General features: G+C 71.8%; 16 protein-coding genes. 9 read left to right on the top strand and 7 right to left on the bottom strand.

The window, feature by feature from the left end:
• Window positions 1–64: 64 nt before the first annotated feature.
• Together QM572_RS02120 and QM572_RS02115 are read right to left on the bottom strand one after the other, a co-directional pair.
• Window positions 65–1090 carry a hypothetical protein gene (locus tag QM572_RS02120; RefSeq protein ID WP_415089529.1) on the bottom strand — a complete coding sequence of 342 codons (1026 nt, stop codon included), beginning with the start codon at window positions 1088–1090 and terminating at the stop codon, window positions 65–67.
• 31 nt (window positions 1091–1121) lie between these two features.
• Window positions 1122–2510 (bottom strand): WS/DGAT/MGAT family O-acyltransferase, encoded by a 1389-nt coding sequence (locus QM572_RS02115; RefSeq protein ID WP_415089527.1) that lies wholly within the window; start codon window positions 2508–2510, stop codon window positions 1122–1124.
• A 114-nt stretch (window positions 2511–2624) separates the two neighbouring features.
• On the opposite strand from QM572_RS02115, the gene QM572_RS02110 reads away from it, so the two are divergent.
• From QM572_RS02110 to QM572_RS02090, 5 genes are all read left to right on the top strand, one after another.
• Window positions 2625–3602: an alpha/beta hydrolase fold domain-containing protein gene (locus tag QM572_RS02110; protein WP_415089525.1), complete on the top strand. Its 978-nt coding sequence runs from the start codon at window positions 2625–2627 to the stop codon at window positions 3600–3602.
• A gap of 75 nt (window positions 3603–3677) precedes the next feature.
• Window positions 3678–4091 (top strand): NUDIX hydrolase, encoded by a 414-nt coding sequence (locus tag QM572_RS02105; RefSeq protein WP_415089523.1) that lies wholly within the window; start codon window positions 3678–3680, stop codon window positions 4089–4091.
• 48 nt (window positions 4092–4139) lie between these two features.
• Window positions 4140–4691, top strand: coding sequence for an RNA polymerase sigma factor (locus tag QM572_RS02100; protein WP_415089521.1), 552 nt, complete (start codon window positions 4140–4142; stop codon window positions 4689–4691).
• Window positions 4688–5701 (top strand): hypothetical protein, encoded by a 1014-nt coding sequence (locus tag QM572_RS02095; RefSeq protein WP_415089519.1) that lies wholly within the window; start codon window positions 4688–4690, stop codon window positions 5699–5701. Before QM572_RS02100 ends, QM572_RS02095 begins: the two co-directional genes overlap by 4 nt.
• A 10-nt stretch (window positions 5702–5711) precedes the next feature.
• Window positions 5712–6029 (top strand): antibiotic biosynthesis monooxygenase family protein, encoded by a 318-nt coding sequence (locus QM572_RS02090; RefSeq protein ID WP_415089517.1) that lies wholly within the window; start codon window positions 5712–5714, stop codon window positions 6027–6029.
• Window positions 6030–6091: 62 nt separating this feature from the next.
• Here the strand turns inward: QM572_RS02090 and QM572_RS02085 are convergent, their stop codons facing one another.
• Window positions 6092–7291 carry an MFS transporter gene (locus tag QM572_RS02085; protein WP_415089515.1) on the bottom strand — a complete coding sequence of 400 codons (1200 nt, stop codon included), beginning with the start codon at window positions 7289–7291 and terminating at the stop codon, window positions 6092–6094.
• A gap of 29 nt (window positions 7292–7320) precedes the next feature.
• On the opposite strand from QM572_RS02085, the gene QM572_RS02080 reads away from it, so the two are divergent.
• On the top strand, window positions 7321–8649 hold the full coding sequence (locus QM572_RS02080) for a glycoside hydrolase family 1 protein (RefSeq protein ID WP_415089513.1): 1329 nt from the start codon (window positions 7321–7323) through the stop codon (window positions 8647–8649).
• Between the two features lie 27 nt (window positions 8650–8676).
• Window positions 8677–9660, top strand: coding sequence for a Gfo/Idh/MocA family protein (locus tag QM572_RS02075; RefSeq protein ID WP_415089510.1), 984 nt, complete (start codon window positions 8677–8679; stop codon window positions 9658–9660).
• Between the two features lie 46 nt (window positions 9661–9706).
• Here QM572_RS02075 and QM572_RS02070 read toward each other — a convergent pair whose 3' ends face one another.
• Genes QM572_RS02070 through QM572_RS02060 form a run of 3 tightly spaced genes read right to left on the bottom strand, consistent with a single transcriptional unit; the run spans window position 9707 to window position 11998 of the window.
• Window positions 9707–10483, bottom strand: a complete 777-nt coding sequence (locus tag QM572_RS02070) for an amino acid ABC transporter ATP-binding protein (protein ID WP_415089507.1) — start codon at window positions 10481–10483, stop codon at window positions 9707–9709.
• Window positions 10470–11177 (bottom strand): amino acid ABC transporter permease, encoded by a 708-nt coding sequence (locus tag QM572_RS02065; RefSeq protein ID WP_415089505.1) that lies wholly within the window; start codon window positions 11175–11177, stop codon window positions 10470–10472. Before QM572_RS02065 ends, QM572_RS02070 begins: the two co-directional genes overlap by 14 nt.
• The gene (locus tag QM572_RS02060) at window positions 11174–11998 is read right to left on the bottom strand and encodes a transporter substrate-binding domain-containing protein (RefSeq protein WP_415089503.1); all 825 of its coding nucleotides are present in this window, start codon (window positions 11996–11998) and stop codon (window positions 11174–11176) included. The genes QM572_RS02065 and QM572_RS02060 overlap by 4 nt, the downstream gene beginning before the upstream one ends.
• A 111-nt stretch (window positions 11999–12109) precedes the next feature.
• Between QM572_RS02060 and QM572_RS02055 the strand changes: the two genes are divergently transcribed.
• A complete protein-coding gene (locus QM572_RS02055; RefSeq protein ID WP_415089501.1) occupies window positions 12110–13012 on the top strand; it encodes a phosphoribosylaminoimidazolesuccinocarboxamide synthase in 903 nt (300 codons plus the stop codon).
• A gap of 71 nt (window positions 13013–13083) precedes the next feature.
• Window positions 13084–14670, top strand: a complete 1587-nt coding sequence (locus QM572_RS02050) for a long-chain-fatty-acid--CoA ligase (RefSeq protein WP_415089499.1) — start codon at window positions 13084–13086, stop codon at window positions 14668–14670.
• 54 nt (window positions 14671–14724) lie between these two features.
• On the opposite strand, the gene QM572_RS02045 is transcribed toward QM572_RS02050, so the two are convergent.
• On the bottom strand, window positions 14725–15231 hold the full coding sequence (locus tag QM572_RS02045) for a general stress protein (protein WP_415089497.1): 507 nt from the start codon (window positions 15229–15231) through the stop codon (window positions 14725–14727).
• Window positions 15232–15402: the final 171 nt, after the last annotated feature.

Below are 15402 nucleotides of genomic sequence, written 5' to 3'. Positions count from 1 at the left end.
GGGCGGTCTGAGGGCCAGCCCACGCGGTTGACCAGCAGTTAACGCGCCAGGCCGGCCGCCGGCATCACGCGAGGAGGGCGGCGGCCTCCGGCGAGGAGTAGAACGGCTCCAGCTGCCGCCGGATCAGCGTCTCGAGCATGCCGGTCTCGGCGAGCACGTCGAGGACCGGCGGGGCGAAGCGCAGGGCCTCCTCGACGAGGTCGTCCGGGCCGAGCCCGAACTCGGCGATCAGGTCGGTGAGGGTCGTGTCGGCGTACGTGTCGAAGAAGACGTCCACGCCCACGTCGACCGCCGCGTGCACGTAGTCGGCGGAGCGGAGGTCCAGCCAGCCGTCGTAGAGCGCGACGAGGAGGTCGACGAGCTCGGCGTCGGTCACCGACGCCCAGAGCGCCGAGATCGGCTGAGCGGCGAGCGCGTCCCACAGCTCGAGGGCGGCCTCGCGGAGCTCGTCGTCGGAGATCGACAGCGCCGCGCTGTCGCCGACGTAGCCCAGCAGCGCCTTCGTGGCCCGCTCGGTCGCCTCCCGTGAGCGCTGGTCCACGGCGGTGGCGAGCGGGTCGACGACCGGAGCGACCAGGCCGCTGGCGATGCCGGTGGCGCGGCCGGCCAGGCCCGCGCCGGGCACCTTCCGCATCAGCTTGCGGCCGGATCCGACGGCGTCGGCGGCGATGCCCCGTGCCACCTCGCCGACCCCGAGCTGGAGGCTGGTGCTCTGCGCGATGCCGCGCATGACCCGCGTCCGGAGGTCGCGCATCTCGGCGAGCACGTCGACGATCTCGACGACCCGGTCACGCGCGATCACCTCGCCCAGCGGGGTGGCGTTGGCCGGGTGGCGGCGGACGAGCGTGGCGACCTCGCCGGCGATCTCGGGGATGGCCGCCGGCAGGCGGAAGGTCGCGACGTACTTCCGGGCGACCGCCTTGACCTGGTCGCGGTGCACGACCTGCCCGAGCGTCAGCATCGCCGCGGAGCCGAGGAGATGGTCGACCTCGGCGCGGATCAGCTCGGGGAAGTCATCGCCGCGCAGCCGGCGTACCTCGTAGGCGACATGGGCGTCGAGCAGCCGGTGCGCGCGATCGGTGGTGGGCATGGGCACAGTCTGTCCGATGCGGACCGCTCCGTCAGCCGACCCCGGCAGCGTTCTCCAGCTCGGCGAGCGCCTCGTCGAGGTGGCGCAGGAGGTGCTGCAGGTGAGGCACCGTACGCCGGCACCCGATCAGGCCGAAGCCCATCTTGTCCGCGTAGCTGTTGCAGGTGATGTTGAGCGCGACGCCGTTCATCGCGATCGAGACCGGATAGGTGTCGGTCATCCTGGCGCCGTTGTAGTACTGCACCTCCTTGGGCCCGGGCACGTTGGAGATGATCAGGTTGAACGGCGGCCGGGCGATGCCCTCGGCGCGCAGGATCGGCAGCAGCAGCGCGGGGAGCATGCCGATGCCGCTCATCGCGAGGATCTGGGCCGGCGTCATCGTGGCGAGCGCCTCCTTGCCGGCGATCATCGACTCGCTGACCCGCTGGAGGCGCTCGGCGGGGTCGGCGATGTCGGTCCCGAGCTTGGCCATCACCGTGCCGATCGCGTTGCCGCCCTGCTGCGACGCGTTGCGCGAGGCGAGCGAGACGGGGACCATCGCGACCAGCGAGCGGTCGGGGAGGGCGTCCAGGTCGAGGAGGTAGGCCCGCAGGGCGCCACCGCACAGGGTGAGCACCACGTCGTTGAGCGTGGTGCCGCTGGCGTCGGCCACGGCGCGGAGGCGCTCCATCGGCCACGAGTCGGCCGCGAACCGGCGGGCTCCGCTGATCGGCACGTTGAGCACCGAGCGGGGCGAGTTCAGCGCGACCGGCGCGGCCTGGTCGCGGATGCTGCGCGACAGCGTGCGGATGAGGGCCCCCGGCAGTCCGGCCGCCTCGGCGGTCAGGGCGAGCGCCGAGCGGGCGGCCGACGTCGAGACCGTGGCGACGACGCTGCCGGGCTCCTTCGGCTTCGCCTCGCGCTCGGCGAGCACGAACGGCATGTCCCGGCGGTCGGGGTCGCTCGTCATGTAGCCCTGGAGCAGCCGCATCGCGGAGATGCCGTCGGCCAGGGCGTGGTGGATCTTGCTGTACATCGCGAACCGGCCGTCGGCGAGCCCCTCGATCAGCGTGATCTCCCACAGCGGGCGGTCGCGGGTGAGCGCGGTGCCGTGCAGCCGCGAGGTCAGCGCGAGCAGCTCGCGGATCCGGCCCGGCTGCGGGAGCGCGCTGTGCCGGACGTGGTGCTCGATGTCGAACTGCTCGACCTGGTCCTCCTGCTCCCAGGCCCACGGCCCGACGCCGCCGACGCGGGTGGGCTTGCGCAGGAAGAGCGGCGCCAGCCGCTCGATGGAGAGGATCGACTCGAAGAGCTCCCGGACGTACTCCGGCCCGGCGCCGTCGGGCGACTCGAAGAGCTGCAGGCCGGCTACGTGCATCGGCTGGCTCTTGCTCTCGCTCACGAGGAAGACCACCGAGTTCGGGTCGATCAGTCGCGCCACAGGTTTGCCCCATTCATCCACCGTCGTCGCGCGCCTGTGGGGCGCTTGCGTCCGTCGTACCCAGCTCTGTGATTTCGCACACATCATGGCACCAGCCAACGTAAAGTCGCAGGCGTGTCGCTGTCCTTCTCCGCCGCGCCGGGGCGCCCGCGCCGGCGCTCGCCCAGTTGCCGCGCCCGCCTGCTCGGCGGAACGCTCGGCGTGACGGTCCGGCCCCTGATCAAGGCGTGGACGCTCGCGCCCAACCTGCCGTGGCCCTACGAGCTGATCGACCACGCGGGCCGCTGGGCCCGTCCGCGCCGGGGGACCACCTTCGCCACCAGGACCGTCGCCGGCGTCCGGATCCTCGAGGTCACGCCCGCCGAGGCCGCCGACGACCGGCGGATCCTCTACTTCCCGGGCGGCGCGTTCTTCGTGGGCGGGTGGTTCCTCCATCGCGCGCTGCTGTCGCACATCGCGCACGCGACCTCCTCGCGGATCCTCGCGGTGAGCTACCGCAAGATGCCCGCACATCCGGTGTCGCAGTCGGTCCGGGACTGCTTCGACGTCTACCGCGCGGTGGTCCGGGACGGCGGCGCGGACGACGTGGTCCTGATGGGCGACTCGGCCGGCGGGTTCCTGACCTTCGCGACGCTGGCCGCGGCCGCCGACGCGGGGCTGCCGATGCCGGCAGGCGCCGTCGGGCTCTCGCCGCTGTGCCAGATCCAGCACGTCCTCCCGCGGATCGAGTACGCGCGCTGCGCGGTCTTCACGCGCAACGCCGTGTCCGCGCTCTTCCGCATCGCGGCCGCGCACGAGCGCGACACGACGCACGCCCGGCCCTCGGACCTCATCTCGCGGGCCCTGCCCCCGATCCTCATCCAGGCGGCCACGCGGGAGTCGCTGCGCCCCCAGATCGAGCGCTTCGCCGACGAGCTGGCCGAGGCCGGCGCCGACTGCACGCTCTCGCTGTGGAACCTCGACGTGCACGTGTTCCAGGCCGCCCACTGGGTGCCGGAGACCCGTGCGGCGCTGCGGGAGATCGGCCTCTTCTGCGCCGACGCCTGGCGGGCGCGGGTCACCCCGGCGGTGCTGGAGTCCGAGTCCGCCTGAGAGACTCTCCCCGCCGAATGGGGCCTCCCCTCCGCCGAGTGGGGGCCTTCCTCACGCCGAATGGGGGCTCTCCTGATGCCGAGTGGGGGATTGGTCATCACCGTCGCCGCCGTCGTGCTCCGCGACCGCCGGGGCCGGGTGCTGTCGGTCCGCAAGCACGGCACTGACCGGTTCATGCTGCCGGGCGGCAAGCCCGAGCCGGGCGAGGCGCCGGCCGACACCGCGGTGAGGGAGATCGCCGAGGAGCTCGGCCTCGTGCTCGCCGCCGAGCGGCTCGCGCTGCTCGGCGCCTTCGAGTCGGAGGCGGCCAACGAGCCCGGTCACCTGCTGCGCAGCACGGTCTTCACCTGGCCCGACGTCCTCGACGGAGATGCGCCGCGGCCGGCCGCCGAGATCGCCGAGGCCCGCTGGGCGACGCTCGACGAGCTGGCCACCGACCCCCGCACCGCCCCCATGACAGCGCTCCACGTCGTACCGCTGCTGCGGTAGGCGGAGCTCGGCCCGTAACGATCACGCCCGGCCCGGACAGGTGGAGGCATGCGAGAGACCCGCTTCCGTGCCCTCTACGACGCGAACTTCGACGGCCTGCTGGGCTTCGCGCTGCGGCGCTCCGCGACCCCGGAGGACGCGGCCGACGTCGTCAGCGAGACGTTCCTGACGGCGTGGCGCCGGCTCGACGAGGTGCCCGACGCCGACGCCCGGCTGTGGCTCTTCGGCGTCGCACGGCACACGCTCGCCAACCGTCGGCGCAGCACGATCCGGCGCGACCGGCTCGGCACCCGGCTGCGGCAGGACCTGACCGCCGCGATCCCCGACCACGCCGAGCGGGTCGCCACCACGACCGACATCCTGCGCGCCCTCCGCGCGCTCGGCGAGGCTGACCGCGAGGTGCTCGAGCTCTCGCTCTGGGAGGGCCTCGAGCCCCGCGAGATCGCCGCCGTCCTCGGCATCGCCGAGGGCGCCGCGCGTACCCGGCTCTCCCGCGCCCGGGGCCGCCTCCGCGCGCAGCTCGGCGACGATCCGCCCGCCGGACAGGCCTCCGACAGACGCAGTGCCGCGACCGCCGCCACCGAAGGGAGCCCCTCATGACCTACACCGACACCGACGTCGCCCGTCTCCCGCTGGCCGAGGCCAAGGACGAGCTTCTCGCGGAGCTCCTCGCGACGCCGTACGACGTCCGCCCCCGCCCCGCCACCCCGCTCCGTCGCCACCGGATCCTCCGTGCCTCGCTCGCCGGCGTCGCCGCTGCGGTGGTGGCGGCCGTCGGCATCACCGTCGTGGTCCAGCGCGACGGCGGTGACGGACTGGTCGGCGGCTATCCCGCCAAGCTCGTCTCGATGGCCGAGCGGATGCCGCGGATCCTGCTCGACGCCGACGGTTGGACGATCGCGTCGGTCTACGGCTTCGGCGAGGCCGAGGGGACGCTCGATTTCGTCGACGGCGATCAGGACCTCGAGATCAACTGGCGCGCGGCCGACTCGTACGACGACTACTTCCACGACCGCAACGACGCCTCCGACATCGGACACGAGCCGACCTCTCTCTTCGGTCGGGCGGCGACGCTCTTCACCTACGGCGGCCACGACCACGCCACCATGCTCGGGCCCGACGGCCGCAGCTTCGTGGAGCTGCGCGGGCAGGGGATGAGCCGCAAGGCGTATCTCGCGCTCACCGCCCGGCTCCGCGAGGTGAGCGTCCAGGAGTTCCTCGCGGCGATGCCCGCCAGCGTCGTGGTGCCCGGCACGGAGGGCGCGGCCGCGCAGAAGGTCCTCGCCGACATCCCGGTGCCACCCGGCTTCCGCTACCACCCGGTCGGCGGTGTCGACGACGCCTACCAGTTCGGGGCGAAGGTCACGAGCCAGGTGTTCTGCTCGTGGGTCGCCGTCTATCGCTCCGGCGATGCGACCACCAGGCAGCAGGCCGTCGACGCGCTCGAGTCCAGCCATGACTGGAAGGTGCTGAACGACATGAACGAGGAGGGCGACTGGCCGGAGGTGGTGTGGGAGATGTCCGACCAGATCGCCGCCGGGGACCTGCAGCCCCAGGAGTCCTACGACCAGGGACTGGGCTGCGACGACCCGACCTACCAGGGTCGCTAGTCTCGCTGGCATGGCTGTCGTCAAGATCAACGCGATCCAGGTTCCCGCCCAGGCCGGCCCCGAGCTCGAGAAGCGCTTCGCCGCGCGGGCCGGCACCGTCGAGGGGCAGCCGGGCTTCCTGGGCTTCCAGCTCCTGCGGCCGACGGCGGGGGAGGAGCGCTACTTCGTCGTCACGCAGTGGGAGTCGGAGGAGGCCTTCGCCGCCTGGCGCGACGGCTCCGCGCGGGCGGCCCACGCGACGCCCGAGGGCGAGGCGCCGCGCCAGCCCGTCTCGACGGGCGCCGACCTGCTCGAGTTCGAGGTCGTGCTGGACGTCAAGCCGGCTTGAGCGGGGAGCCCCCACTCGGTGGGCGGGGAGCCCCCACTCGGCGGGCGGGGAGCCCCCACTCGTCAGAGGACGGTCTTGATCCGGTAGACCATCCACGTCCCGACGACGGCGACGACGGCCGAGGTCCAGAAGAGCAGGGAGAAGCCGCCGGTCCAGGAGATCAGGCCCGCGGCGAGGAGCGCGCCGAACGCCTGCGGGCCGGCGGAGCCGATGTTCATGATGCCGAGGTCCTTCGCGCGGTCCTCACCCGACGGCAGGACGGCGGTGATGAGCGCCTGATCGACGGCCATGTAGGCGCCGTAGCCGGCCCCGGCGAGTCCGGCGGCGACGTACGTCGTCTCGAGCGAGGGCGCCACGGCGAGCAGCGCGCCGCTCGAGGCCGACAGCCCGGCCGCCCAGGCGACGAAGACCCGCCGCCGACCGGAGCGGTCCGACAGCACGCCCGCCATCCACGTCGCGACGAGCGTGAAGACGAGGTAGACGAGCAGCACCGAGAGCAGCGTGCCGTCCGGGTCCTCCACCTCGAGGCCGTCGCGGAGGAAGAAGAGCAGCTGCGTCGTGCCGAGCGCGTTGCCGAGGTTCACCAGCAGCCGCCCGGCGAAGCCCCACGCGAAGTCCGGGTCCTCCCGAGGGTCCACCAGCATCGTCCGGAAGACGTCCCCGATCGCCACCGACGGCGCCCCCGACGCCGGTACGACGTCACGCTGGCGCACCAGCCACGGGATCACGCACACCACCAGCGCCAGGGCGATCGCGAGATAGCGCCCGAGGTCGGAGAGCCCGGTCACCGCCAGGATGCCCACGAGGATCCCGACGGCCTGGGGCCCGTACATCGCCGCCGACGCGAGGCCGCGCTGGCGCTCGGGCACCTGATCGGCCACCACGGCGGCCAGCGCGGCCGAGAGGATGTTGTAGCCCACCGACCCGACCACCCACGCCGTGCCGATCAGCCACCACGTCGGCATCAGCCCGGCCAGCGCGATCCCGCCGGCGAAGACCGCCAGCCCGATGACGACCCAGACCCGGCGCCGCCCGAAGCGGGAGCGGGTCCGGTCGCACAGCGCGCCGACGACGGGCAGGGAGACGATCGCCACGATTCCCACAGCGCCGTTGACGATCCCGAAGTCGCGGACCGAGTGCCCCGGGTCGACGTGCTCGAGCTGCTCGGGCAGCGCCAGCTGGATGGGCACCAGCCACGCGAGCCAGATGCCCAGCCACGCCAGCGTGAACAGCGACATCCATCCCCGAGTCACCGGCGCCATGGCCCACACCCTCCCACTACCGTGGCGACGTGGCCGACTATCCCGACGGATTCCTCTGGGGTGTCGCGACCTCAGCCCTCCAGGTCGAGGGCGTGCGTGGCCGGGAGCCGAGCGTGTGGGACACCTTCGCGGCCCGACCCGGCGCGATCGCGGACGGCAGCACCCCGGCGATCGCCTGCGACTCGGTCACCCGGATCGAGGACGACCTCGCGCTGCTGGGCGACCTCGGCGCGACGGCGTACCGCTTCTCCGTCTCGTGGCCGCGGGTCGAGGCGAGCGGCCTGGGCTACTACGACCGCCTGGTCGACGGGCTCCTCGCGCGCGGCGTCGCGCCGATGGCGACGCTCTTCCACTGGGACACCCCGCAGCACGTCGAGGACGAGGGCGGCTGGCGCAGCTCCGCCACGGCCTCCCTCTTCGCCGAGTACGCCGGCGCCGTGGCCGCCCACCTCGGCGACCGTGTCACGCACTGGGTCACGATCAACGAGCCGCGCGAGGTCACGATGCTCGGCCACGCCCTCGGGGTCCACGCGCCCGGGCACCACCTGGGGTTCGACGCGCTGCCCGTGGCCCACGAGCTGCTCCGTGCCCACGGCCTCGCGACCCGCGCGATCCGTGCCGCGACCGTCGCGGGGTCGGCGGCGATCGGCCTCGCGCTCAGCCACAGCCCGGTCACCGCGGCCACCGACGACGAGGCCGACCGGCAGGCGGCGGACCTCTTCGACCTGCTCAACCACCGGCTCTTCGCCGACCCGATCCTGCTCGGCGGCTACCCGGCCGAGATCGCCGAGCTCATGCCCACGACCGACCTCGACGCCGTCGCGGAGCCGATCGACTTCCTCGGACTCAACTACTACAACCCGACCCGGGTCGCGGCTCCCGGCAGCGAGGCGGCGACGAGCACGATCGACGGCGTCGACGTCGGAGGGGTCGGCGACGCGCTGCCCTTCGCCTTTGTCCCCGTCGAGGCGCCGGTGACCGATCTCGGCTGGCCGATCGTCCCGCGTGGGCTGGCCGACCAGCTCCGCATCCTGCGCGAGCGCTACCCCGGCGCCCTTCCGCCCCTGATTATCACCGAGAACGGCGCCGCGCTCGCGGACGACCGGCGCCGCATCGCCTTCCTCGAGGACCACCTCGGAGCGCTGCGCGAGGCGATCGCCGCGGGCGCCGACGTCCGCGGCTATCTGCACTGGTCGCTGCTGGACAACTGGGAGTGGGCCGAGGGGTTCGGGCCGCGCTTCGGGCTCGTCGCGGTCGACCCGCTCACCCAGGAGCGCACGCCGAAGCCGAGCTTCGCGTGGCTCCGCGACCACATCGCGGCAGCGGTCGCGCTGCGAGGTCGACCGCCGGCCCCGTGATCGCGGAGCATCGCTACGCTGCGAGAGATGAGCACGACCATCCGCTGGGGCATCCTCGCCACCGGCAAGATCGCCCGCCAGTTCGCCGCCGACCTCGCCCTGGTGCCCGATGCGCGCCTCGTCGCGGTCGGCTCCCGGAGCCTGGAGTCGGCGGAGCGGTTCGCGGCGGCGTACGACGGCGAGGGACCGGTCCGCGCCCACGGCTCCTACGCGGACCTGGTCGACGACCCGGACGTCGACGTCGTCTACGTCGCCACCCCGCACGCGCTCCATCTCGACGACGCCCGGCTCGCGCTCGAGGCCGGCAAGCACGTGCTCTGCGAGAAGCCCCTCACGCTGGACGCGCGCGACGCCGAGCGGCTCTTCGCGCTCGCCTCCGAGCGCGGCCTCTTCCTCATGGAGGCGATGTGGACCGCCTGTCACCCCGCGATCCACGCGCTGCGCGAGCGGCTCGCGACTGGGGAGCTCGGCCGCCCGCGCCACCTGCACGCCGAGCTGGGCTTCGTGGTGCCGGACGACCCGACCAGCCGGATGCTCGACTCGCGGCTGGGCGCCGGCGCACTCCTCGACATGGGGATCTACCCCCTCACCTTCGCCCACCTGCTGCTCGGCGAGGCACACAGCCTCACCGCGGAGGCCGACGTGGTGCGCACCGAGCACGGCGACTACGACGCCTCCATCGTCATCGCCGGCCGCTACCCCGCGGGCGTGCTGGCGACGATGGCGGCGAGCATGACGTCGGTGTCGAGCCGGTCCGCCACGATCGCCACCGACACCGGCCGGATCGTCGTCGCGGACTTCCACCACCCGACCCGCATCGTGTTCACGCCGCTGGACGGCGCCGCGATCGAGATCGAGCCGGCCACGCCCGTCATCGGCCGGGGCTACAGCCACGAGATCGTCGAGGTGGGCCGGTGCCTGCGCGCCGGCCTCACCGAGAGCCCCCTCGTCCCGCCGGTGCAGACCCTCGCGATCCTGCGCCAGATGGACGCCCTCCGAGCCACTGTGTGAGTGTCAGGCCGGCCCCGGGCCCGCCTGACACTCACACAGCGCGCGATCAGCGGTGGAGCATCCGCTCCAGGAACTGCCGCGTGCGCGGCTGCTGCGGATCGTCCAGCACCGACTCGGGCGGACCCTGCTCGACCACGACGCCACCGTCGAAGAAGATCACCTGGTCGGCGACCTGGCGGGCGAAGCCGAGCTCGTGCGTGACGATGACCATCGTCCATCCCTCCGCCGCGAGACCGCGGATCACGCCGAGCACCTCGCCGACGAGCTCGGGGTCCAGGGACGAGGTCGGCTCGTCGAAGAGGATCAGCCGCGGCTTGAGCGCCAGCGCTCGGACGATGCCGACCCGCTGCTGCTGCCCGCCGGAGAGCTGGTGCGGATAGGCGTCCTCCTTCGCGGCCAGGCCGACCCGGGCGAGCAGGGCCCGGGCCTCGGCGACCGCCTGGTCCCGCGGCACCTTCTGCACCTGGACCGGCCCCTCGACGACGTTCTGCAGCACGGTCTTGTGCGCGAAGAGCTGGTGCTGCTGGAAGACCATCGCGGACTGGTCGCGCAGCCGGAACCGCACCGGGTCCGGCAGCGCGTGAGCGAAGTCGATCTCCACGGCGCCCGGCACCCGCAGCACGCCGGCGTCCGGGGTCTCGAGGCCGTTGAGCGACCGCAGCACGGTCGTCTTTCCGGACCCGGACGGCCCGAGCAGCACGACGACCTCGCCGCGATGCACGGTCAGGTCGATGCCCTTGAGCACCTCGAGGTCGCCGAACCGCTTGTGCAGGCCCGTGACCTCGAGGACGACCTCCTTCTCGGAGCTGTCAGATCGCGACACTTCGCTCCAGCCTCCTCTCCAGCTTCTCCTGCCCGAAGGACAGGAAGGTGCACAGCACCCAGTAGACGACGGCCGCCTCGATGTAGAGGATCAGGAACTTGTTCTCCGAGTAGGCGATCTTCTGTGCCTCCCGCAGCAGCTCGGTGACCAGCACCACGGCGGCGAGCGAGGTGTCCTTCACCAGCGAGATGAAGGTGTTGGACAACGGTGGCACCGCGACCCGCAGAGCCTGCGGCAGGATGATCCGGACCAGCGTCTGGGTGCTGGTCAGCCCGATCGTGTACGCCGCCTCGCGCTGCCCCTTCGGCACGGACAGGATCGCCGCCCGGATCACCTCGGCGGCATAGCCGCCGACGTTGAGCGAGAACGCGACGATGGCGCTCGGCCACGGCGGGATGGTGAGCCCCACGTTCGGCAGACCGTAGAAGATGATGAACAGCTGCACCAGCAGCGGTGTGCCCCGGATGACCGAGACGTAGGTGCGCCCGATCCAGTTGAGCAGGCGATGCTGCGAGATCCGCAGCAGCGCGACTCCCAGGGCGAGCGCCAGCCCGATGACGAACGAGCTCAGCGCCAGGGGGATCGTCCCGAGGAGAGCACCGCGGACGATCGGCCACAGCGAGTGGAGGAGGAGATGGCTCGTGCTCTCCACCTCCGCCTCGCTGCTCAGGCCGGCGATCGCCAGGTGGATCACTTCGAGATGTCCTCGCCGAAGTACTTCTCGCCGATCCTCGCCAGCGTGCCGTCGGCCTGGAGCGCGGCGATCGCCGTGTCGATCTTCTTCAGGTCGGCCTCGTGACCCTTGCTGAGCAGGAAGGCCTGCTGCTGGGTCTCGTCCGAGGTGGCGACGATCTTGATGTTCGCGTCGGGGTTCTTCTTCAGATAGTCGAGCACCGCCAGCTTGTCGTTGATGGCCAGGTCGACGCGACCGGTGGCGATGTCGTCGGCGGCCTGGGCCCACTCGTTGACCGCCTCGATCTCGGCACCGGCCGCCTTCGCCTCGTCGGCCCAGTTGCTGGTCAGCGACTGCGCCGCGGTCTTGCCCTCGATCTGGTCGAAGGAGGTGATGTCGGTGTTGTCCTTCGCCACGACCAGCACGCCCGTGGAGATCGAGTAGGGCGTCGACAGGAGGTACTTCGCCTTGCGGTCGTCGTTGACCGTCACCTCGTTGGCGATCAGGTCGAAGCGGCCGGCGTCGATGCCGGCGAAGATCGAGTCCCACTGGGTCTGCTTGAAGGTGAAGGTGAGTCCGGCCTCCTTCGCCACGGCCCGGGCGACGTCGATGTCATAGCCGGTGAGCTTGCCGTCCTCCTGGTAGGAGAACGGCGCGTAGGTGCCTTCGGTCGCCACGACCAGCTTCGCGTCGTCGTCACTCCCGTCGCCGCCGCGGGTGAGCGCCCAGGCCACGATCGCGGCGATGAGCACCACGGCGACGCCGCCGGCGATCCACGGGGTCTTCGAGCGGGAGGCTCCGGCATTGCCGCCGGGCGAGTTGGAGAGGACGGTGTCGGTCATGGTGGGCTCCTCGGTGAGTCACAGGGTCGAGCGATTCAGGCAATAATGTCGATCAATATTATGGAGATATGTCTCGTCTCGTGAACCGAGACGTCTCGGTACCCTCGTGCCGTGCTCAACATCCCCGAAGCTCCCGCGATCGACGGCGCCCGGCATCTGCACTCGGGAAAGGTGCGCGACCTCTACGAGCTCACCGAGGGCCCGTACGCCGGCGAGCTGCTCATGGTCGCCAGCGACCGGATCAGCGCCTTCGACCACGTCTTCGACACCACGATCCCCGACAAGGGCGAGATCCTCACCCGCCTCAGCCTGTGGTGGTTCGAGCAGCTCGACGACCTCGTGCCGACCCACGTCCTCTCGGCCGAGGTCCCCGACGCCGTACGCGGCCGGGCCGTGATCGCGCAGCGGCTGCGGATGTTCCCCGTCGAGTGCGTCGCCCGCGGCTACCTCACCGGCTCGGGCCTGCGCGAGTACGACGCCACGGGAGAGGTGTGCGGCATCGCCCTGCCCGAGGGCCTGGTCGACGGCTCCCGTCTCCCGAGCGCGATCTTCACGCCCGCCACCAAGGCCGAGCTCGGCGACCACGACGAGAACGTCTCCTACGAGCACGTCGCCCGCCGGATCGGCGAGACCGACGCGGCCGAGCTGCGTCGCCTCACCCTCGAGGTCTACGAGCGCGCCGACGAGATCGCCCGCGGCGCCGGCCTGATCCTCGCCGACACCAAGCTCGAGTTCGGCCTCCGGGCGGACGACCTGGGCACGCGGACGATCGTGCTCGCGGACGAGGTGCTCACCCCCGACTCCAGTCGCTACTGGGACATGGCCGCCTGGACCCCCGGGACCGCCATCCCCAGCTTCGACAAGGACGTCATCCGGCGCTGGCTCCTCAGCCCCGAGGCCGGATGGGACCGCGAGGCCGGCGACCCGCCGCCCGCCCTGCCGGCGGAGATCGTCGCGCGCACCCGGGAGAAGTACGTCGAGGCGTTCGAGCGCCTCACCGGCACCGCCTTCTGACGGGGCGACCAGGTATCCGCGACACGTGTCGCACGAGGCCGGGTAGGGTGTGGCCCGCACCACAACTCGTGATGGAGGACACCGCCGTGCCGTCGTACAACCTCGCCTCGCTCCTCGAGGACTCCGCAGCGAAGTATCCCGAGCGCACCGCCATCGTGCTCGGCGACACCCGGCTGACCTACGCCCAGGTCAACGGAGCTGCCAACCAGGTCGCCAACCTGCTGGTCTCGCGTGGGATCCAGCCGGGCGACAAGATCGCCCTGATCAGCCCGAACCTGCCGTACTTCACCATCATCTACAACGGCATCCTGAAGGCGGGCGGCGTCGTCGTGCCGCTCAACGTGCTGCTGAAGTCGCGCGAGTTCGCCTACCACTACGCCGACGCCGATGTGAAGGCGGTCTTCGCCTTCCAGGGCACCCCCGAGCTGGCCATCGGCGCCGAGGCGTTCGAGGCCTTCCAGGAGACGGACTCGGTCAAGGACTTCTTCCTCGTCACCGTCGACCCCGCCGCGCCGAGCCCCATCGAGGGCGCCGAGACGTTCGGCGCCGCCGTCGCCGGGGCGGGCGGCTCCCCGGTCTTCGAGACCGTCGAGACCGACGAGGACGACACCGTCGTCATCCTCTACACCTCCGGCACCACGGGCCAGCCGAAGGGCGCGGAGCTGCGCCACCGCAACCTCCGCGACAACGCGCTCGCGGGCAAGGACCTCTTCGGCGCCGACGCGGAGCGGCCCGACACCTTCCTCGCGGTGCTCCCGCTCTTCCACACCTTCGGCCAGACCGTCATCCAGAACGGCGCCGCCGCCTTCGGGGGCACCGTCGTGATGCTGCCCCGCTTCGAGGCGCCCGCGGCCATCGCGATGCTGCTGCGCGAGAAGGTGACGTTCTTCGCCGGCGTCCCGACGATGTACTGGGGCCTCCTCGGCGCGCTCGACGAGACGGTCGACGTCGCCGAGATCGCCAAGAACCTGCGCGTCGCGGCCGCGGGCGGCTCCGCGCTGCCGGTCGAGATCCACCACGAGTTCGAGAAGCGCTTCGGGGTGACGATCCAGGAGGGCTACGGCCTGTCGGAGACCTCGCCCGTCGCGGCCTTCTCCCTGGCCGGCAAGCCGGTCCGCGCCGGCTCCATCGGTGAGGCGATCCCGGGCGTCGAGCTCAAGCTGATCGACCCGGCGAGCTGGGAGGAGATCACGTGGACGCCCGAGGCGATCGGCGAGATCGCGATCAAGGGCCACAACGTCTTCAAGGGCTACTACGGCCGTCCCGAGGCGACCGCCGAGGTGCTCACCGAGGACGGCTGGTTCCGCACCGGCGACCTCGCCCGCCGCGACGAGGACGGGTGGTACTACATCGTCGACCGGGCCAAGGAGATGATCATCCGCGGCGGCTTCAACGTCTACCCGCGTGAGATCGAGGAGGTCCTCCTCACCCACCCGGCGATCTCGCTGGCCGCCGTCATCGGCGTCCCGCACGAGTCGCACGGCGAGGAGGTCAAGGCGGTCGTCGTGCTCAAGCCCGGCGCCACCGCCACGCCCGAGGAGATCGTCGCCTGGTCGAAGGAGAACATGGCGGGCTACAAGTACCCGCGCATCGTCGAGATCACCGCGGCCCTCCCGATGACGGCCACGGGCAAGATCCTCAAGCGCGAGCTGAAGTAGCCCACTGCCGGCTGGCGGACGCGGACGCCCCGTCCGCGTCCGCGTCCGCCTCCGTCAGGCGAACGGGTTGGGCAGCGCGCCGGGAAGACCGGCGAGGAGCTCGCGTGCCTGGGCGGCCACCTTGTGCTCGACGAGGACCTCGTACTTCGTCGCCACCACCCGCGTGACCGAGGAGAAGTCCCGCTGCCCCCGCGTGGCGAGGTAGCCGGCAAGCGCCCAGATCACGCCGAAGAGCGCGCCGAAGACCATCGTGACGAGGATCTGCCCGAGCACGCTGCCGTCGGTGAACATGGTGAAGAGCAGGCCGATGAAGAGGCCGAGCCACAGCCCGGAGAACGCGCCTGCCAGCGCGACCTTGCCGGTCGTCAGGCGCCCGGTGATCCGCTCGAGCTGCTTGAGGTCGGTGCCGACGATCATGCAGTTCTCGACGGGGAAGTGCTGGTCGGAGAGGAAGTCGACGGTCTTCTGGGCGGTCGCGTAGTCGTCGTACGTCGCGAGCGACTGCGGGAACTGGAGGGTGAGCTGCGAGGCGGTCAGCGCCTGGATCTGGGGGTTGCTCATGCCGTCCATTCTGCCGGGCACTCCCACGTCGCGCACGGAGCGCGTTTGCCGCCCGGGCAGCCGGGAAGGCTGCGGGCGTGGGGACCGCCGCGCAAGGCGGGGCGCAGGGGGCGCTCCGCGCCGTCGTACGCCGTGTGGGAGCCGTGCCGCGCACGCGGCTCACCGCCGGCG

This window comes from Nocardioides sp. (genome assembly GCF_047607365.1).
GTDB lineage: Bacteria > Actinomycetota > Actinomycetes > Propionibacteriales > Nocardioidaceae > Nocardioides.
This window is presented reverse-complemented; position numbering and strand designations above follow the sequence as displayed.